An 18,237-nucleotide genomic window follows, 5' to 3' on the forward strand; every position below is an offset into this window, starting at 1 on the left:
TTTGATAGCAATCATTAGCAAGGAGGGGTGCTATGCCTGAAGGGAAAATTATCAAAGCATTAAGCGGTTTTTATTATGTTCTGCACGAAGACCAGTTAATTCAATGCCGCGGACGAGGGGTTTTTCGTAAAAATAAAATTACTCCTCTTGTTGGGGATGAGGTCGTTTTTCAAGCGGAGAATGACCAAGAAGGCTACATTTTAGAAGTGAAAAAGCGAAAAAACGAAATGCTGCGTCCGCCGATTGCCAATGTCGATCAGGCAATCTTGGTATTTTCGGCTGTGGAACCGGATTTTAGTCCGGCGCTGTTAGACCGCTTTCTAGTTTTGGTTGAATTCAATCATATTAAACCGTTGATTTGTATTACAAAAATGGATCTTACGACTGAGGAGCAGGAGGAAAGGGTTTTATCCTACGCAAAGGACTATACAGAAGCTGGATATGAAGTTATTCTGACATCTTCCGAGACCGAGGCAGGTATTGATAGATTAAACCCGCATTTGGAAAATAAAATATCCGTTTTTGCCGGTCAATCGGGGGTAGGCAAGTCCTCTTTGCTTAATGTCCTCAGACCAGATCTTGAGCTGAAAACAAACGATATATCCTCCCATTTAGGCAGGGGGAGGCATACGACAAGACATGTTGAACTAATGAAAATCGGCAACGGTCTTGTTGCCGATACACCAGGATTCAGCTCATTAGAATTTTTGAATATTGAAGCGGAGGATTTAACATCTTGTTTTCCGGAATTACTTAATGCTAGTAAAGAATGTAAGTTCCGCGGTTGTCTTCACTTAAAAGAGCCAAAATGCGCCGTGAAAGCAAAAGTGGATACTAGTGAAATTCCGGATTATCGGTATGAACATTATGTTGATTTTCTGCAAGAAATTAAAGATAGAAAGCCGAGGTATTAATTATGGTAAAAATAGCCCCCTCGATTCTTTCAGCTGATTTTTCCAAATTGGGGGAAGAGGTTTCAGCAGTTGAAGCGGCAGGAGCTGATTACATTCATGTTGATGTAATGGATGGTCATTTTGTCCCCAATATTACGATTGGGCCATTAATTGTTGAAGCCATCCGTCCTGTTACGAAGCTGCCGCTAGATGTTCACCTTATGATTGAAAATCCGGATCAATATATTGAGGCATTTGCCAAAGCAGGAGCCGATTATATTACGGTCCATGTTGAGGCTTGCCGCCATTTGCACCGCACGATTCAAAATATTAAATCGTTTGGTATTAAAGCAGGGGTTGTCTTAAACCCAGCTACACCTGCAGCAACAATCCAGCACATTATTTCAGATGTTGATATGGTGCTATTAATGTCGGTGAACCCTGGGTTTGGCGGACAGAAATTCATACCTGAGGTTTTAACGAAAATCAGTCAGGTGAAACAAATGGCAGATGAAAAGGGATTGAACATTGAAATTGAGGTTGATGGCGGTGTTAATCCCGATACAGCAAGGCAATGTGTTGAAGCTGGTGCCAATGTTCTTGTTGCCGGTTCCGCCATTTACAATCAAGAAAATTATGCAAATGCAATTTCACAGCTAAAAAGCCGGCTTTAAAGTCCGGCTTTTTGCATATGGAAAAGAGGTACAGTGATGATCATCAATATTCTTGCCGGAGGACCAGAAGACCATTTACCCGATTTATATCAATATACGGAGACCGATGCTATTTGGGTTGGTGTTGACCGGGGGGTCTATCATTTATTAAAAAAGAATATTAAGCCTGAGATTGCCTTTGGCGATTTTGATTCCGTATCCCAAAATGAATTATCCTTTATTGAAAGTCAGGTGGCTGAATTGAAACGTTACCAGCCAATCAAGGACGAAACAGATACAGAGCTTGCATTAAACTGGGCATTAGAGCAAAAGCCAAAGACGATTCGTTTATTTGGGGCCACAGGCGGCAGAATTGACCATTTATTTGCCAATGTACAGCTGCTATTTAATCCATTAAAATCCGGACAGGATGCTGATATACTTTTAATTGACCGCTATAATGAAATTTTCTTAAAGGCACCGGGCATGTATAAAATAAAGAAACAAGCAAAAAAGAAATACATATCGTTTGTACCATTAACCCTTGATATCACAGATCTTACGCTTACTGGATTTAAATATCCCTTGAAAAATCGTCATATTTCTCTTGGCTCTACACTATGTATTAGTAATGAACTTGTTAGTGATTGTGGTACTTTTTCATTTTCTGAAGGCATATTAATAGTGATAAGAAGTCACGATTAATAGGCTCCTGAAAGTTGGTACTGATTTCGTTCGTTTGAATAATATGGTATTGACGTTCGAAAGCATACGATGGATGAGAGAAGAGACGTGAGATTTGTGAGGAGGGACAGTATGAAATTTTATACGATTAAACTGCCGAAATTTCTAGGCGGAATTGTCCGGGCAATGATTGGCGTGTTTAATAAAAAAGAATAAAAATACTCGAAGCTTAAAGTTGCTCAATACCTTTTTATAAACGTGAAGTACCCAATCATTTGGGTGCTTTTTATTTTGCTTCTGGGGAATAATAATTGAGGACAAAATGAAAAGAGCATCCTGTATCAGGATGCCCATTAATTATACGCGTTCAACTTTACCGGATCTTAACGCTCTTGCAGAAACCCAAACACGTTTTGGCTTTCCATCAACAAGAATACGAACTTTTTGTAGGTTAGCACCCCATGTACGCTTATTTGCGTTCATAGCGTGAGAACGTGCATTACCAGTTGTGGTTTTCTTTCCAGTTACAACACATTTACGTGGCATATTATTTCCCTCCTTAACTACCGAAAGCTTAACAACGATTGTATCCAAAATGGATATAGAAAAATGTCAGCCAAATTTTCTAGCCTTCACATACTTTAATAATTTAACATACAACGAACATGAATGCAATAACTTGTATTAAAACCTTTCAAGAAAAAAACCTTGACATCACTTTATTAATAATGCTCTTATAGTTAAGTAAAGGTATGACTTTCAATATTAGTACCATTATAGTAAAATGACTGTAGCCAAGGAGTAAAATTCCAAAGGGGGAACGATCCATGTCCATTGAATTGCAAACAAAGTACGGACAAATTGATATTTCAAATGAAGTAATCGCTACCATTGCCGGAGGAGCGGCAATTGAGTGCTATGGAATCGTCGGTATGGCCTCGAAAAATCAAATTAAAGACGGAATAACTGAAATACTACGTAAAGAAAATTTTACCCGCGGTGTAATTGTTCGTCAAGAAAATGAGGAATTACATATTGATATGTACATTATTGTCAGCTATGGAACGAAAATTTCCGAAATTGCCCACAACGTGCAGTCGAAGGTAAAATACACCCTTGATAAGACAGTCGGACTTGCCGTCAGCTCGGTAAATATTTACGTTCAGGGAGTTCGTGTAACTCTAGCCTAGTGAGGAGGAAGGTTTGTGTCAATTACAGCATTAGATGGAAAACGTTTTGCCGAAATGGTTATACAAGGTGCAAATAACCTTTCGGCAAATGCCAAAATTGTAGATGCGTTAAACGTTTTTCCTGTACCCGATGGTGATACTGGAACAAATATGAATTTGTCCATGACCTCCGGGGCAAAAGAAGTAAAAAATAATGTGCAAGAACATATTGGCAAGGTGGGCAGTGCCTTGTCAAAAGGGCTGCTAATGGGAGCCCGCGGGAATTCTGGGGTCATCCTTTCCCAGTTGTTTCGGGGTTTCGCAAAAGCAATCGAAAGTAAAACGGTCATATCGGGCAGCGAGTTTGCCCATGCGTTAGAGGCGGGTGTCGAAACAGCCTACAAGGCAGTTATGAAGCCCGTAGAAGGAACGATTTTGACGGTAGCAAAGGATGCGGCCAAGAAGGCTGTTCAGACGGCCGATACTTCGGAAGATATCATCGTTATTATGGAGGCTGTTTTAAGTGAAGCAAAGGCATCTTTAAAACGGACTCCAGAGCTTCTGCCTGTTTTAAAGGAAGTTGGTGTCGTTGACAGCGGCGGCCAAGGACTTGTTTGTGTTTATGAAGGGTTTCTTGCCGAACTAAAAGGTGAAACAGTTTCCGGATCTGTAAGCTTTGCTCCTTCAATGGATGAATTGGTAAGTGCAGAGCACCATAAAAGCGTCCAAAGCCATATCAATACGGAAGATATCGAGTTTGGCTACTGTACTGAATTTATGGTGCGGTTTGAGCAAGACAAAACGGCCAAACATCCATTTAATGAAGAAAACTTCCGGAATGACCTTAGTCAGTACGGCGATTCCCTGCTGGTAATTTCCGATGATGAACTTGCAAAAGTTCATATTCATTCCGAGCAGCCCGGTGAAGTATTAACCTATGGCCAGCGTTATGGAAACCTCATTAATATGAAGATTGAAAACATGCGTCAGCAGCATTCCAATATTGTTGGGGAAACGAAAACTCCTTTAGCAGCAGACCGTACTAAAGTCTCTAAGGAAAAGCAGGAATATGGAATCATTGCTGTCTCCATGGGGGCGGGGATTGCTGATTTATTTAAAAGTATCGGCGCCAACGCGGTCATAGAAGGCGGCCAAACGATGAACCCAAGTACCGAGGATATCGTGAAGGCGATCGAGCAGGTAAGTGCCAAAAAGGTATTTATTTTACCGAATAATAAAAATATCATTATGGCCGCAGAGCAAGCTGTACAAGTTTCGGAAGAAGAAATTTATGTCATTCCGTCAAAGACAGTTCCGCAAGGACTATCCGCTCTGCTTGCCTTTAATCCATCGGCTGATGCAGAGACAAATGTGGATTCAATGAAAGAAGCACTTCAATCTGTGAAGACAGGGCAAGTAACTTATGCTGTCCGCGATACACAAATTGAAGGTCTTGAGATCGAAAAAGATGATTTCATGGGAATTGCGGAAGGTAAGATTGTTATTAAAGACAAGGATAAAGCGGAAGCGGCTAAAAACCTTCTGTCCCAAATGCTTGATGAGGATTCTGAAATCCTGACGATCATTTATGGTGAGGATGTAACAGAAGCGGAAGTGGAGGAGCTTACAGGGTTCGTGGAAGAAACTTTTTCCGATGTAGAAGTTGAAATCCATAATGGCCGACAGCCATTATATTCTTTTATCTTTTCAATTGAATAATGAACGTTTAAAATAGAAGGTGGATCTTTTAATGAGATTCGGCCTTCTTTTTTATATCAATAGACTTTTTTAAGTAAATGAATAGAAATGCTAATAGATATATTTGAAAACAGAGAGGAGAAAATGTATGAAATATAGGAGCGTGTTTGATATTATAGGTCCCGTTATGATTGGGCCGTCAAGTTCGCATACAGCAGGGGCTGCCAGAATTGGACGGGTTGCCCGCAGTTTGTTTGGCCGGGAGCCGAAATGGGCCAATATCTCTTTATACGGCTCATTTGCCGAAACCTACAAAGGGCATGGTACTGATGTTGCGATTGTCGGGGGCCTGCTTGATTTTGATACCGATGATGAGCGGATCATTCAAGCGATTGATATCGCAAAAGAACATGGCATGAAAGTCACATTTATCGAAGAAGATGCCGTTCCCGATCATCCAAATACTGCTAGAGTTATTATTGGCGATCACAATGGCGAGTTAGAATTAGTCGGCATATCGATTGGCGGCGGGAAAATTGAAATAACGGAACTGAATGGTTTTGAATTAAAGCTATCAGGAAATCACCCGGCGTTGCTTGTTGTTCATAATGATCGTTTTGGGGCGATTGCAAGTGTAGCCAATACCCTTGCTAAATACGAGATTAATATCGGTCATATGGAAGTTGCCCGAAAAGAAGTGGGGAAAATGGCATTGATGACGATTGAGGTGGATCAGAATATTGATGATCAGCTGATTGAGGAACTTGAACAATTGCCGAATATTTTAAAAGTAACAAAAATCGTCGATTAACCAGGGAATGGACAGCATAAAGGGGGTCTTTTGATGTTTCGTAATGTAGCAGAATTAGTAGAACTAGCCGTCAGTCAAGACAAAAAGATTTCTGATATCATGATTGAGCAGGAAGTGACGGTTTCCGGACGGTCAAAAGAGGAAGTAATGGCATTAATGGATCGGAATTTGACTGTTATGGAGGAAGCGGTGGAGCGTGGAATCAAGGGGGTTAGCTCCCATTCTGGTTTAACCGGGGGAGATGCCGTTCTTCTCCAAAAATATATTGAAGCGGGTAATTTCTTAACAGGCGAAACTATTCTAGATGCAGTTAGTAAAGCGGTTGCAACAAATGAAGTGAATGCTGCGATGGGAACGATTTGCGCGACCCCGACCGCTGGTTCTGCGGGAGTTGTTCCGGGGACATTATTCGCTGTAAAGAAAAAGCTAAATCCGACAAGGGAGCAAATGATTAAGTTTCTCTTTACATCAGGAGCGTTCGGTTTTGTTGTAGCTAATAATGCTTCTATTTCCGGTGCCGCCGGAGGCTGTCAGGCAGAAGTCGGTTCAGCGGCAGGAATGGCAGCGGCCGCCATAGTGGAAATGGCTGGAGGCACTCCGCAGCAATGTGCTGAAGCAATGGCCATTACGTTAAAAAATATGCTCGGCTTAGTATGCGACCCTGTAGCAGGTCTTGTGGAAGTCCCATGTGTGAAACGAAATGCGATGGGAGCAGCTAATGCCATGGTAGCAGCCGATATGGCGTTAGCCGGAATTACAAGCCGGATTCCTTGTGATGAAGTGATTGATGCTATGTATCGAATTGGTCAATCTATGCCATCAGCATTAAAAGAAACCGCACAGGGAGGGTTAGCGGCAACACCAACAGGCAGGGCCCTTGAAGCCAAGATTTTTGGTATGCCGCTAAATGAAAAGTGAATCAATATTTAAACCAATCAGTACAAGTATTAAAAGGTATTGGTGAAGAAACGGCTGACATTTTATCTGAAATGAAAATCGAAACGATTCAGGATTTATTGGAATATTTTCCATATCGTTATGAGGATTACCGCCTCCGTGATTTAGCGGAGGTCCAGCACGATGAGAAAGTGACCGTTGAAGGGAAGGTTCATAGCGAGCCTTCTCTTGTCTATTATGGCAGGAAAAAATCCAAGCTGACTATCCGGCTTTTAGTCGGCAGGTATTTGATCAAAGTCGTCTTTTTTAATCAGCCTTATCTAAAAAATAAAATAGTGATGAATGAAACTGTAACGGTAACAGGAAAATGGGATGCTCACCGTCAAACGATTACGGCAAACGGTATGCAGGTGGGTACAAACTCGAAGCAGCATGATTTTGAACCTGTTTATTCGTTAAAAGGCAAATTAACAACAAAAGGGATGCGAAAATTTATCAGCCTGGCTTTTCAGCAGTTTGGCGGATTTATAGAAGAAACTTTACCGGAATCACTTCTCCAAAAGTACCGCCTCTTAAACCGACGGGAATGCATTAAAGTAATGCATTTTCCGCAAAATCAAGCAGATTTAAAGCAGGCCCGCAGGCGCTTGGTATATGAGGAATTTCTCCTCTTTCAATTAAAAATGCAAGGCTTAAGAAAATTTGAGAGGGAGCATTCCCCGGGTATAAGTCAAAATTATGATCTTACAAGATTAAATGAATTTATTAATAGTTTACCCTTCCCCTTAACTAATGCCCAAAAACGAGTAGTTAATGAAGTGATGACGGACATGTTATCTCCATACCGGATGAATCGTTTACTACAAGGAGATGTAGGTTCAGGAAAGACGGTTGTTGCGGCCATTGCACTGTATGCCTCCTTAACAGCAGGTTTTCAAGGAGCCTTAATGGTTCCGACGGAAATTTTAGCGGAGCAGCATGCTGAAAGTCTGAAACAGTTATTGGAGCCCTTTCATATAAAATGTGAACTGCTGACCAGTTCAATCAAGGGGAAGCGAAGAAAAGAAATACTGCAGGAATTGGCTGATGGGGATGTCGATATATTAATTGGTACCCATGCCCTAATTCAAGATGAGGTTTCTTTTCAGCGGTTAGGGCTGGTAATTACGGATGAACAGCATCGTTTTGGTGTCGAACAGCGGCGGGTTTTGCGTGAAAAAGGAGAAAGTCCGGATGTATTGTTTATGACGGCAACACCTATTCCCCGTACGCTGGCGATTACTGTTTTTGGTGAAATGGATGTTTCGATTATTGATGAAATGCCGGCAGGAAGAAAAACAATTGAGACATACTGGGCTAAACCAGAAATGCTGGAGCGTGTCCTTGGCTTTGTAGAGAAGGAATTGGCAAAAGGGCATCAGGCCTATATTATCTGTCCATTAATCGAAGAATCGGACAAGCTGGATGTCCAAAATGCGATTGATGTTCATACGGCTTTAAGTCATTACTTTCAAAATCGCTACCATGTGGGCTTAATGCATGGACGTTTAAGCTCGGAAGAAAAAGATGCGGTTATGAAGGCGTTCAGTATGAATAATGTCCAGGTGCTTGTTTCGACAACAGTGGTTGAAGTTGGTGTAAATGTCCCGAATGCAACCATGATGGTTATTTATGATGCTGAGAGATTTGGATTATCCCAGCTCCATCAGCTGCGCGGACGTGTAGGGCGTGGAAGCGATCAATCCTACTGTATCCTGCTGGCAAATCCAAAGTCGGAAACAGGTCAGGAACGAATGAGAATTATGACTGAGACAAACGACGGGTTTGTCTTAAGTGAAAAAGATTTAGAGCTTAGGGGTCCCGGTGATTTCTTCGGAAAAAAACAAAGCGGTATTCCAGAGTTTAAAGTAGCCGATATGGTTCATGATTATCGGGCGTTGGAAACCGCTCGTAATGATGCAGCTGTTCTGATCCAATCAGGCTATTTCTGGACTTCACCAGAGTATAGTTTTCTAAGAAAACAGCTAGAAGATTCAGGGATTTTAGAAGGAGAAAAGCTGGACTAATTAGGAAAAGCATTAGTACCACTAGTCAGCGATATTTACAGCCTTTAACCGGGCTAGATAAAAAAGGCAGATGGCAGAAAGAAAGTTATTCTTGCAATCTGCTTTTTTAAATTTTATACTACTCATAGTACCTAGTCATAAGATCTCGGACGGTGTATGCAATGCGAAGAAATAAAAAAGAGCGGCAAGGTTTACTTGCGGCGACAATTCATGAAAATCCATTCATCACAGATGAAGAACTAGCGGAAAAATTTATAGTCAGTGTTCAGACGATTCGTCTGGATCGTTTAGAGTTATCGATCCCTGAGCTTCGGGAACGGATTAAAACGGTGGCGGAAAAACGCTTTGAAGATGAAGTGCGTTCATTGCCGCTGGAAGAAGTGATTGGTGAAATAATTGATATTGAGCTTGACCAAAGTGCGATTTCTATTTTTGATGTTAAAGAAGAGCATGTTTTCAAACGTAATAAAATTGCCCGCGGGCATCATCTTTTTGCACAAGCAAACTCCTTGGCGGTAGCGGTTATTAACGATGAGCTCGCCTTAACAGCCAAAGTAAATATTCAGTTTAAACGCTCCGTTAAGCTGCATGAACGTGTCGTGGCAAAGGCAAAGGTCAATAAAATTGATGAAAGTATTGGCAGAACATTTGTTGAAGTAACCAGTTACGTGAATAATGAACTAGTCTTTACCGGAAACTTTGAAATGTTCCGTTCGAATACTAACTAAAGGATGAGACAGATGAAAATTGCAATTGATGCGATGGGCGGGGACAATGCCCCGAAGGAAATCGTTTTAGGGGCGATGAAGGCAGTTGAATCCTTCGCTGATCTTGAAATAATCCTTGTCGGGGATGAAAATAAAATAAATGAGACGTTAACAGGTCATAATCGAATTTCTGTCATACATACTACGGAAGTCATCCTAGGCACAGATGAACCAGTCAGAGCGGTTCGCCGCAAGAAAACTGCCTCGATGGTATTAGCTGCACAGCAGGTAACAGACGGATTAGCGGATGCCTGTCTTTCCGCTGGTAACACCGGTGCCCTTATGGCCGCAGGTTTGTTTGTGGTTGGGAGGATAGAGGGGATTGACCGTCCCGCATTAGCGCCAACCCTGCCGACAATTGGCGGAGAAGGCTTTCTGTTATTGGATGTTGGTGCCAATGCCGACGCCAAACCTGAACACTTGCTGCAATATGCGATAATGGGTTCCATCTATTGCCAAAAGGTAAGAGGCATAACGAGCCCGAGGATTGGTTTATTAAATATCGGGACAGAAGAGAAAAAGGGAAATGAATTGACAAAGCATGCCTTTGAACTGTTGAAATCGGCGAATCTTAATTTTGTTGGCAACGTGGAAGCGCGCGATTTGCTTAATGGAGTTGCGGATGTAGTGGTTACCGATGGCTTTACAGGAAATATGGTGTTAAAAACGATTGAGGGAACTGCCCTTTCGATGTTTAAAATGTTAAAAACAACCTTAATGGCTAGCTTCAAGAGCAAGCTTGCTGCAGCTGTCCTAAAGCCTAATCTAATGGAACTAAAAAATACACTTGATTATTCCGAATATGGAGGAGCTGCGCTTTTTGGTTTAAAGGCTCCAGTTATTAAGGCACATGGTTCCTCGAACGCCCAAGCGATTTTTAGTGCTATAAGGCAAACAAGGGAAATGGCCGCAAATCAAGTTGTCGGCTTAATCAAACAAAATATTGAAGAATCAAAACAATAACAGGGAGTGATTCGATGAAGAAAATTGCATTTGTGTTTCCTGGCCAAGGTTCACAAACAGTTGGGATGGGGAAGGATCTGGCAGACAAATATCCTGAAGTAATGGCCTATTTTACTAAAACGGATGAAACCTTAAAGACCCCTTTAAGCCGTTTGATTTTTGAAGGTCCAAAGGAAGAGCTGACATTAACAGTCAATACCCAGCCCGCCCTGCTAACCACGAGCATTGCCCTTTTAGACTTTTTTCAAAAATCAGGTGTAAAGGCAGATTACGTTGCCGGCCATAGCCTCGGGGAATATACTGCGCTTGTTGCTGCCGGTGTTCTTACCTTTGAGGATGGGGTATATGCTGTAAGAAAACGGGGCGAATTTATGGAAAACGCCGTTCCGAATGGAGAAGGTTCGATGGCGGCAGTATTAGGACTTGAGCGGGATAAACTTTCCACTGTTACAAAAGAAGTGACGGAATCTGGTTCATCTGTTGCGTTAGCAAATCTGAATTGCCCTGGACAGATTGTCATATCTGGTTCAAAAGCCGGGGTAGAGGCAGCTGGAGTTAAAGCTAAAGAAGCTGGTGCCAAAAGGGTATTGCCGCTTGAAGTCAGCGGACCATTCCATTCACCGCTAATGAAGCCTGCAGCTTCTGAGCTGCGTGAAGTATTAGATGGACTTGAAATGAATGATGCAAGTATCCCAGTGGTAGCGAATGTGACAGCGGAGCCGGTGAGCGTAAAGACTGAAATTAAGAATCTATTAATTGAGCAGCTTTACTCTCCTGTTCTATGGGAAGATTCAGTGCAAAAAATGATTGCTTTAGGAGTCGACACGTTTATTGAAATTGGCCCTGGTAAAGTACTTTCCGGCTTAATTAAAAAGATTGATAAGGCGGTAACTACTTACTCCGTTTCGGATGAAGCGAGTGCTTTAGCAGTAATAGATGCGTTAAAGGAGGAAACACTATGAGTTTAGCGGGGAAAACAGCGCTGGTTACGGGAGCATCCCGAGGAATCGGCCGGGAAATTGCTCTTGAATTAGCAAGGCAGGGAGCGAATGTTGCGGTAAATTTTGCTGGCAGTGAAGCAAAGGCGAATGAAGTGGTAGATGAAATCAAAGCACTTGGACAAGATGCATTTGCTGTAAAGTGTAATGTATCTGATGCCGACGAAGTTGTCGAAATGGTGAAAGCAACTATCGACCATTTTGGCAGTCTCGATATTCTCGTTAATAATGCCGGGATTACAAAGGATAATTTATTAATGCGGATGAAGGAAGAAGAATGGGATGATGTCATTAATATTAACCTAAAAGGTGTTTTCTTGATGACAAAAGCGGTAACGAGACAAATGATGAAACAGCGAAAAGGAAGAATCATTAACATTGCTTCCATAGTTGGAGTCAGCGGCAATCCAGGACAGGCGAACTACGTGGCGGCAAAAGCCGGTGTCATTGGCTTAACGAAAACAACCGCTAAGGAGCTTGCTTCCCGTAATATTACTGTCAACGCAATCGCTCCAGGGTTTATTACAACAGACATGACCGATAAACTGCCGGAAGATGTGCGATCTGAAATGTTAAAACAAATTCCGCTGGCCCGCTTAGGCGAACCTAAAGATATTGCCAAGGCAGCTGCATTCTTATCCACTGATGATGCCGCTTATATTACAGGACAAACGCTCCATATTGATGGCGGAATGGTAATGTAGGTGTTTATTCTATAAGAAAAATCCTTTATAATAGCTTGAGGGGAGGTGAAAAGCATGGCAGAAGTATTAGAACGTGTAACAAAGATCATCGTTGACCGTTTAGGTGTGGACGAGTCCCAAGTAAAACTTGAGGCTTCATTCAAAGACGATCTTGGTGCTGATTCCCTTGATGTAGTTGAGTTAGTTATGGAATTAGAAGATGAGTTCGATATGGAGATTTCTGACGAAGACGCTGAAAAGATCGCCACTGTAGGTGATGCTGTTAACTACATAAATAGCAAAAAGTAATTTCGTTAGAGCCATTCACCAAAGCCCCGTTTTCAAACGGGGCTTTCTTCTGTAAAATAGACTTGGCATATCCCTATCAATTTGCCAAGTTTCTTTGCGTTTTTTAGCAGTTTTTCTTAAACTAACAATAGCAGGTTGAAATTAGAACAAGGTGGAGACATTCATGCGCTTTAACGGGAAGGAAAATCATCGCGAAAAAGAAGCTCAATTTAAAGAATTACAACAGTTAATTGGAGTTTCATTTCATAACGAAAAATTATTAAAACATGCATTTACACATTCATCATATGTGAATGAGCATCGAAAAAAGCCATTCGAAGATAATGAAAGGCTTGAATTTTTGGGAGATGCTGTACTGGAGCTTACTGTTTCTCAATTCCTCTTTAAAAAATATCCGACTATGACCGAAGGAGAACTGACAAAACTTAGGGCTGCCATCGTTTGTGAGCCTTCACTTGTAAATTTTGCGAATGAGCTGGAGTTTGGAAAATTAATCCTGCTTGGCAAAGGTGAAGAAATGACAGGCGGCAGGGAGCGCCCGGCATTGCTTGCAGATGTTTTTGAAGCGTTCATAGGCGCACTTTATTTGGATCATGGAATTGATACAGTGATTGAGTTTTTGGAAAAAACGGTCTTTCCTAAAATAAATGCCGGTGCTTTTTCTCATGTGATGGATTTTAAAAGCCAATTGCAGGAATTTGTTCAACGTGACAGCACAGGTGTAATCGAATATTGCATCCTTCAGGAGAAGGGACCTGCCCATAATAAAGAATTTGTTTCCAAGGTCATGTTAAATGGCAAGGAATTAGGAGTTGGGACAGGCAGGTCTAAGAAGGAAGCAGAACAGCATGCTGCACAGATGGCTTTATCTAAATTGAAAACAAAGACAACCTAGAACGGACAAATGTTTGAGAGGAGAAATCCCTTTAGCATTTAGGGAGGATATAAAATGTTTTTAAAACGGTTGGACATTATTGGCTTTAAATCTTTTGCTGACCGGATCAGTGTAGATTTTGTAACCGGAGTAACCGCGGTTGTAGGGCCCAATGGCAGTGGGAAAAGCAATATTACTGATGCTATCCGTTGGGTGCTGGGAGAGCAGTCAGCCAAGTCGCTTAGAGGCAGTAAAATGGAAGACATCATTTTCGCCGGAAGCGATACAAGGCGCCCGCTTAATTTTGCCGAGGTAACCTTGACGCTTGATAACGAAGATCAAGGACTTGCCATTGATTACAATGAAGTAAGTGTAACAAGAAGGGTATCCCGTTCTGGGGAAAGTGAATTTTTGATAAATAAACAGCCTTGCAGGCTGAAAGATATTGTTGATTTATTTATGGATTCCGGACTTGGACGCGAAGCTTTTTCGATCATCAGTCAAGGCAAAGTCGAAGAAATCTTAAATAGCAAGGCGGAGGAACGCCGGACCATTTTTGAAGAAGCGGCCGGGGTGCTAAAGTATAAAAATCGCAAGAAAAAAGCGGAGGGGAAGCTCTTTGAAACGCAGGAAAATTTAAACCGTGTAAACGATATTCTGCATGAGTTAGAAACCCAGGTTGAGCCACTTAAAATCCATGCCTCCATGGCAAAGGATTATTTAGAGAAAAAAGAAGAACTTGAAAAATTTGAAGTAGCACTAACGGTTTATGAAATCGAAGAATTAAACGGGAAGTGGGAAGGCCTTTCGAAACAGCTGGAAGAACATCAACAAGAGGAAATAAAGCTGTCCAGCGAACTGCAGCTAAAGGAAGCAAAAATTATTGAAATGCGTGATCAAATTTCTGCCGTTGATGAATCAATTTCAGAACTACAAAATGTCTTGCTGCATGCTAGTGAAGAACTAGAAAAGCTTGAGGGACGTAAGGAAGTATTAAAAGAGCGGCGGAAAAATGCAGCCCAGAATAAAGAACAGCTGAAAAACAATATTGATGAATTATCGGACAAAATTGCCGGTTTGGAGCAAAATCGAGAATCCCTGGCTGAATCTGTCGGCCAGCTTGAAATGCAGGTCCAAAAACTCCGGGCATTGTTAAAGGAAAAACAGGAACGGCTGTTATTATTTGGTGAAAATATTGATGAAACAATTGATGCCCTAAAGGGAGAATACATTGAGCTGTTAAACGAACAAGCAGGAAGTAAAAACGAATTGAAGTATATAAAGGAGCAGTCTCTCGCGCAACAGAGAAAAACCGTCCGTCTGGATGAGGAAAATGCAAAATTCCTTTTAGAAAGGCAGAAAGCGGAGGAGAAAAGGTCCGATATTGAAAAGCGGCTTGAAGAAATCGGACAAAGGCTCAATACTCAAGTGGTCAGTTATCGTGAACTGCAGCGGCAGCTTGAAGCATTAAAAAATAATTATCAAAAACAAGAAAAAACATTGTATCAAGCCTACCAGCTTTTGCAGCAGGCAAAATCAAAAAAGGATATGCTTGAAGAATTGGAGGAGGATTACTCCGGCTTTTTCCAAGGTGTAAAAGAGGTGCTAAAGGCACGTGGAAGCAAGCTTGAAGGGATTGAAGGCGCAGTTGCGGAATTGATTAATGTTCCAAAGGAATATGGAACAGCGCTGGAAACAGCTCTTGGCGGCTCGCTGCAGCATATTGTTGTTGATACCGAACAAAACGCCCGCACAGCAATTCAATATTTAAAACAACATTCTTTTGGCAGAGCAACCTTTTTGCCGTTAAGTGTAATGAAAGGAAGACCGTTATCTCAAGCACAGATTCAGTTAATTAAGGGTCATTCTTCATTTATCGGCACCGCAGCCAGCCTCGTGCAATTTGAGGAAAAATATACAGAAGTAATGAATAATCTTTTAGGCAGTGTCGTGGTTACAAGAGATTTGAAAGGCGCCAATGAATTAGCAAAGCTTCTTCAATACCGTGTTCGCTTAGTAACCCTTGAAGGAGACGTTGTTAATCCTGGCGGTTCTATGACAGGCGGTACGGTGAAACAAAAAACATCTTCGCTGTTAACTAGAAAAGGCGAGCTTGAGGACCTTAAAGCAAAGCTGGTTATTATGGAAGAAAAAACAGCAGCCCTCGAAGCAACCGTTAAATCGTTAAAAGAGAAGGTCCGGGAGGAAGAAGAGCAGCTGGAAGCTTTACGTAAAGCTGGCGAGGAATTAAGGATCTCTGAGCAAACATTAAAAGGCGATCTTCGTGAGGCAGAGCTCGAAGAAAAGAATATAAATGAGCGATTGTCCATTTATGACCTGGAAAAAAGTCAATACTCCGAGGAAATTAGTAATCTGGCAAAAAGAAAAGAAGACATAACTCAAGCATTAGCTGATTATCAAAAACAGATCGCTGAGCTTGATCAGCAAATCATCCAATTAACCGAACAAAAGACGCAAGATCTCTCATCTAAAGAAGCCCTTACCACGGAAATTAATGATTTGAAAGTGGAGTTTGCTTCGAAGAATGAGCAATATTCCCACACAAAAGAGCGGTTCACCGCAATAAAGGCGGAAATTGAAGAAAGTAAGCAAAAACTGTCCATTTTGACTGATGATTTAAATCTGTTATCGACGGAAATGTCAAGCAGCTCATCAGGCGAAGAACAATTAGAAACGGCTGCAAAAAGAAAGCAGCAGGATAAAGAAACAACACTAAAATTAATTACCTCAAGAAGGCAGGAGCGCTTGGAACTCCAAGATTCATTGGAAAACTTGGAAATGGAAGCCCGTGAATTGAAGCGGCTCCATAAAGGTATGACGGTCGTATTAAAGGATGAAGAGGTAAAATTAAACCGCCTTGATGTCGAACTGGAAAACCGACTGGCCCGCTTAAGGGAGGAATACCTTCTATCGTTTGAAGGAGCAAAGGAGCAATTCCTATTAACCGTTCCAGTTGAGGAGGCCCGGAAAAAGGTAAAGCTCATAAAACTTGCTATTGATGAACTTGGAAATGTAAATATTGGGGCAATCGAAGAATACGAGCGGGTATCGGAACGCTTTGAATTTTTAACTGAACAAAAGACGGATCTTCAAGAAGCAAAGGATACGCTATTTCAGGTTATTGATGAAATGGATGAAGAGATGAAAAAACGTTTCAAGCAAACGTTTGAAGGGATTCGCGAACATTTTGAACCTGTTTTTCGCGTTCTATTTGGCGGCGGCAGAGCAGACTTGATTCTAACCGAACCGGAAGATATTTTAAATACCGGTGTGGAAATAGTCGCACAGCCTCCGGGTAAAAAGCTGCAGAATTTGGGTCTGCTTTCAGGAGGAGAACGTGCGTTAACGGCCATTGCCTTACTGTTCTCCATCTTAAAGGTACGACCGGTGCCATTCTGTATTCTGGATGAGGTGGAGGCTGCGCTCGATGAAGCGAATGTTCAGCGCTTTAGCAAATATTTAAAACGCTATAGTACTGAGACCCAGTTCATTGTAATCACCCACCGTAAAGGTACAATGGAAGAAGCCGATGTTCTCTACGGCGTGACGATGCAGGAATCAGGTGTCTCGAAGCTTGTTTCTGTAAGGTTGGAGGATACAATAGAACTAATAGAAACTTAATATAAGGGAAGTGACGGCAATGAGTTTTTTTAAAAAACTAAAGGAAAAAATCACAAAATCAACGGACTCCGTAACGGAAAAATTTAAAGAAGGTCTATCAAAAACGAGAAATAACTTTTCCTCAAAAGTAAATGATTTGGTTGCGAGATACCGGAAAGTGGATGAAGAATTCTTCGAGGAATTAGAGGAGATCCTCATTCAAGCTGATGTCGGCTTTGATACGGTAATGGAGCTGATTGATGAGTTGAAAATGGAGGTGAAGCGGCGTAATATTCAAGAGCCGTCTGAGGTTCAAAGCGTCATTTCCGAAAAGCTTGTCGATATTTACAATTCAGGCGAGGAGTTATCCTCTGATTTGAATATGCAGCCGGATGGCCTGACGGTTATATTATTTGTCGGGGTTAATGGGGTTGGTAAAACAACGACAATTGGCAAGCTGGCCCACAAATTTAAGAGTGAAGGAAAGAAAGTACTGTTAGCCGCCGGCGATACATTCCGCGCCGGGGCGATTGAACAGCTTGAAGTTTGGGGGGACAGGGTTGGTGTTGAAACCATTAAGCAGGCTGAAGGCTCAGACCCTGCGGCGGTCATGTTCGATGCAATTGCTGCGGCGAAATCCCGAAAAGCGGATATTTTACTTTGTGACACGGCAGGGCGTTTGCAAAACAAAGTCAACTTGATGAAAGAGCTGGAAAAGGTAAAGCGTGTGATTGAACGGGAAATTCCTGGTGCCCCGCATGAAGTCCTGCTGGTCCTTGATGCAACGACAGGACAAAATGCCTTGATTCAGGCCAAAACGTTTAAAGAAGCAACAAGTGTCAGCGGGATTGTCCTGTCTAAATTAGACGGTACTGCAAAGGGGGGAATTGTCCTGGCGATTCGCAAGGAATTGAATATTCCAGTGAAGTTTGTCGGGCTAGGTGAAAAAATGGATGACCTGCAGGAATTTGATGCTGAAAAATATGTATATGGCCTATTTGCCGACCAAGTGGAAAAGACGGAAGCCTAACGCGGCCAAGAAGCAAACAGCAGCACTTCACTGCTGTTTTTGTGAAACAGACTGGCCTGCAGGTTCGATTAAATTTGAACAATATAGCAATGTAAAGATATTTTCTTGACAGAAACAAAAT

Annotated in this window: 18 protein-coding genes; 17 read left to right on the top strand and 1 reads right to left on the bottom strand. The window is 41.9% G+C overall.

The window, feature by feature from the left end; translation table 11 throughout:
* Positions 1 to 32: 32 nt before the first annotated feature.
* The 4 genes from rsgA (at position 33) to spoVM (ending at position 2,446) form a co-directional block, all read left to right on the top strand.
* Complete coding sequence (gene rsgA, locus A6749_RS21205; RefSeq protein WP_066395943.1) at positions 33 to 914, top strand: ribosome small subunit-dependent GTPase A; 882 nt, start codon at positions 33 to 35, stop codon at positions 912 to 914.
* 2 nt (positions 915 to 916) lie between these two features.
* A complete protein-coding gene (gene rpe, locus A6749_RS21210) occupies positions 917 to 1,567 on the top strand; it encodes a ribulose-phosphate 3-epimerase (protein WP_066395946.1) in 651 nt (216 codons plus the stop codon).
* A 36-nt stretch (positions 1,568 to 1,603) separates the two neighbouring features.
* A complete protein-coding gene (locus A6749_RS21215) occupies positions 1,604 to 2,251 on the top strand; it encodes a thiamine diphosphokinase (protein ID WP_066395949.1) in 648 nt (215 codons plus the stop codon).
* Between the two features lie 111 nt (positions 2,252 to 2,362).
* The gene (gene spoVM, locus A6749_RS21220) at positions 2,363 to 2,446 is read left to right on the top strand and encodes a stage V sporulation protein SpoVM (protein WP_066395955.1); all 84 of its coding nucleotides are present in this window, start codon (positions 2,363 to 2,365) and stop codon (positions 2,444 to 2,446) included.
* 141 nt (positions 2,447 to 2,587) lie between these two features.
* Here the strand turns inward: spoVM and rpmB are convergent, their stop codons facing one another.
* Positions 2,588 to 2,776 (bottom strand): 50S ribosomal protein L28, encoded by a 189-nt coding sequence (gene rpmB, locus A6749_RS21225; RefSeq protein WP_007087786.1) that lies wholly within the window; start codon positions 2,774 to 2,776, stop codon positions 2,588 to 2,590.
* A 281-nt stretch (positions 2,777 to 3,057) separates the two neighbouring features.
* Here rpmB and A6749_RS21230 point away from each other — a divergent pair, with 281 nt between their 5' ends.
* The 13 genes from A6749_RS21230 (at position 3,058) to ftsY (ending at position 18,116) form a co-directional block, all read left to right on the top strand.
* Positions 3,058 to 3,420 carry an Asp23/Gls24 family envelope stress response protein gene (locus tag A6749_RS21230; protein WP_066395957.1) on the top strand — a complete coding sequence of 121 codons (363 nt, stop codon included), beginning with the start codon at positions 3,058 to 3,060 and terminating at the stop codon, positions 3,418 to 3,420.
* Between the two features lie 15 nt (positions 3,421 to 3,435).
* On the top strand, positions 3,436 to 5,118 hold the full coding sequence (locus A6749_RS21235; protein ID WP_066395963.1) for a DAK2 domain-containing protein: 1,683 nt from the start codon (positions 3,436 to 3,438) through the stop codon (positions 5,116 to 5,118).
* Between the two features lie 127 nt (positions 5,119 to 5,245).
* Positions 5,246 to 5,908: an L-serine ammonia-lyase, iron-sulfur-dependent subunit beta gene (gene sdaAB / locus A6749_RS21240; RefSeq protein WP_066395969.1), complete on the top strand. Its 663-nt coding sequence runs from the start codon at positions 5,246 to 5,248 to the stop codon at positions 5,906 to 5,908.
* A 33-nt stretch (positions 5,909 to 5,941) separates the two neighbouring features.
* A complete protein-coding gene (gene sdaAA, locus A6749_RS21245) occupies positions 5,942 to 6,826 on the top strand; it encodes an L-serine ammonia-lyase, iron-sulfur-dependent, subunit alpha (RefSeq protein WP_066395972.1) in 885 nt (294 codons plus the stop codon).
* Complete coding sequence (gene recG, locus A6749_RS21250) at positions 6,823 to 8,871, top strand: ATP-dependent DNA helicase RecG (RefSeq protein ID WP_066395981.1); 2,049 nt, start codon at positions 6,823 to 6,825, stop codon at positions 8,869 to 8,871. Before sdaAA ends, recG begins: the two co-directional genes overlap by 4 nt.
* A 161-nt stretch (positions 8,872 to 9,032) precedes the next feature.
* Positions 9,033 to 9,599: a transcription factor FapR gene (fapR, locus tag A6749_RS21255; RefSeq protein WP_066395983.1), complete on the top strand. Its 567-nt coding sequence runs from the start codon at positions 9,033 to 9,035 to the stop codon at positions 9,597 to 9,599.
* 12 nt (positions 9,600 to 9,611) lie between these two features.
* On the top strand, positions 9,612 to 10,601 hold the full coding sequence (gene plsX, locus A6749_RS21260) for a phosphate acyltransferase PlsX (RefSeq protein ID WP_066395990.1): 990 nt from the start codon (positions 9,612 to 9,614) through the stop codon (positions 10,599 to 10,601).
* Positions 10,602 to 10,615: 14 nt separating this feature from the next.
* Entirely contained in the window at positions 10,616 to 11,563 is a 948-nt protein-coding gene (fabD, locus tag A6749_RS21265; protein WP_066395998.1) for an ACP S-malonyltransferase, read from the top strand.
* Positions 11,560 to 12,303, top strand: coding sequence for a 3-oxoacyl-[acyl-carrier-protein] reductase (gene fabG / locus A6749_RS21270; protein WP_066396000.1), 744 nt, complete (start codon positions 11,560 to 11,562; stop codon positions 12,301 to 12,303). The genes fabD and fabG overlap by 4 nt, the downstream gene beginning before the upstream one ends.
* Before the next feature lie 54 nt (positions 12,304 to 12,357).
* Positions 12,358 to 12,591 carry an acyl carrier protein gene (acpP, locus tag A6749_RS21275; protein WP_066396001.1) on the top strand — a complete coding sequence of 78 codons (234 nt, stop codon included), beginning with the start codon at positions 12,358 to 12,360 and terminating at the stop codon, positions 12,589 to 12,591.
* A 163-nt stretch (positions 12,592 to 12,754) separates the two neighbouring features.
* Complete coding sequence (rnc, locus tag A6749_RS21280; RefSeq protein ID WP_066396007.1) at positions 12,755 to 13,486, top strand: ribonuclease III; 732 nt, start codon at positions 12,755 to 12,757, stop codon at positions 13,484 to 13,486.
* Between the two features lie 54 nt (positions 13,487 to 13,540).
* Positions 13,541 to 17,107 carry a chromosome segregation protein SMC gene (gene smc / locus A6749_RS21285; protein WP_066396010.1) on the top strand — a complete coding sequence of 1,189 codons (3,567 nt, stop codon included), beginning with the start codon at positions 13,541 to 13,543 and terminating at the stop codon, positions 17,105 to 17,107.
* Positions 17,108 to 17,126: 19 nt separating this feature from the next.
* The gene (gene ftsY, locus A6749_RS21290; RefSeq protein ID WP_066396018.1) at positions 17,127 to 18,116 is read left to right on the top strand and encodes a signal recognition particle-docking protein FtsY; all 990 of its coding nucleotides are present in this window, start codon (positions 17,127 to 17,129) and stop codon (positions 18,114 to 18,116) included.
* Positions 18,117 to 18,237 lie beyond the last annotated feature (121 nt).

The sequence above is a fragment of the Neobacillus mesonae genome, from assembly GCF_001636315.1.
Classification (GTDB): domain Bacteria; phylum Bacillota; class Bacilli; order Bacillales; family Cytobacillaceae; genus Neobacillus; species Neobacillus mesonae.

Bases quoted from the DNA above. Each gene is read 5' to 3' on its own strand.
- rsgA (WP_066395943.1), top strand. From the start codon at position 33: ATGCCTGAAGGGAAAATTATCAAAGCATTAAGCGGTTTTTATTATGTT.
- A6749_RS21215 (WP_066395949.1), top strand. From the start codon at position 1,604: ATGATCATCAATATTCTTGCCGGAGGACCAGAAGACCATTTACCCGAT.
- sdaAA (WP_066395972.1), top strand. From the start codon at position 5,942: ATGTTTCGTAATGTAGCAGAATTAGTAGAACTAGCCGTCAGTCAAGAC.
- fabD (WP_066395998.1), top strand. From the start codon at position 10,616: ATGAAGAAAATTGCATTTGTGTTTCCTGGCCAAGGTTCACAAACAGTT.
- fabG (WP_066396000.1), top strand. From the start codon at position 11,560: ATGAGTTTAGCGGGGAAAACAGCGCTGGTTACGGGAGCATCCCGAGGA.
- rpe (WP_066395946.1), top strand. From the start codon at position 917: ATGGTAAAAATAGCCCCCTCGATTCTTTCAGCTGATTTTTCCAAATTG.
- rnc (WP_066396007.1), top strand. From the start codon at position 12,755: ATGCGCTTTAACGGGAAGGAAAATCATCGCGAAAAAGAAGCTCAATTT.
- ftsY (WP_066396018.1), top strand. From the start codon at position 17,127: ATGAGTTTTTTTAAAAAACTAAAGGAAAAAATCACAAAATCAACGGAC.
- plsX (WP_066395990.1), top strand. From the start codon at position 9,612: ATGAAAATTGCAATTGATGCGATGGGCGGGGACAATGCCCCGAAGGAA.
- fapR (WP_066395983.1), top strand. From the start codon at position 9,033: ATGCGAAGAAATAAAAAAGAGCGGCAAGGTTTACTTGCGGCGACAATT.
- smc (WP_066396010.1), top strand. From the start codon at position 13,541: ATGTTTTTAAAACGGTTGGACATTATTGGCTTTAAATCTTTTGCTGAC.
- spoVM (WP_066395955.1), top strand. From the start codon at position 2,363: ATGAAATTTTATACGATTAAACTGCCGAAATTTCTAGGCGGAATTGTC.
- acpP (WP_066396001.1), top strand. From the start codon at position 12,358: ATGGCAGAAGTATTAGAACGTGTAACAAAGATCATCGTTGACCGTTTA.
- rpmB (WP_007087786.1), bottom strand. From the start codon at position 2,776: ATGCCACGTAAATGTGTTGTAACTGGAAAGAAAACCACAACTGGTAAT.
- sdaAB (WP_066395969.1), top strand. From the start codon at position 5,246: ATGAAATATAGGAGCGTGTTTGATATTATAGGTCCCGTTATGATTGGG.
- A6749_RS21230 (WP_066395957.1), top strand. From the start codon at position 3,058: ATGTCCATTGAATTGCAAACAAAGTACGGACAAATTGATATTTCAAAT.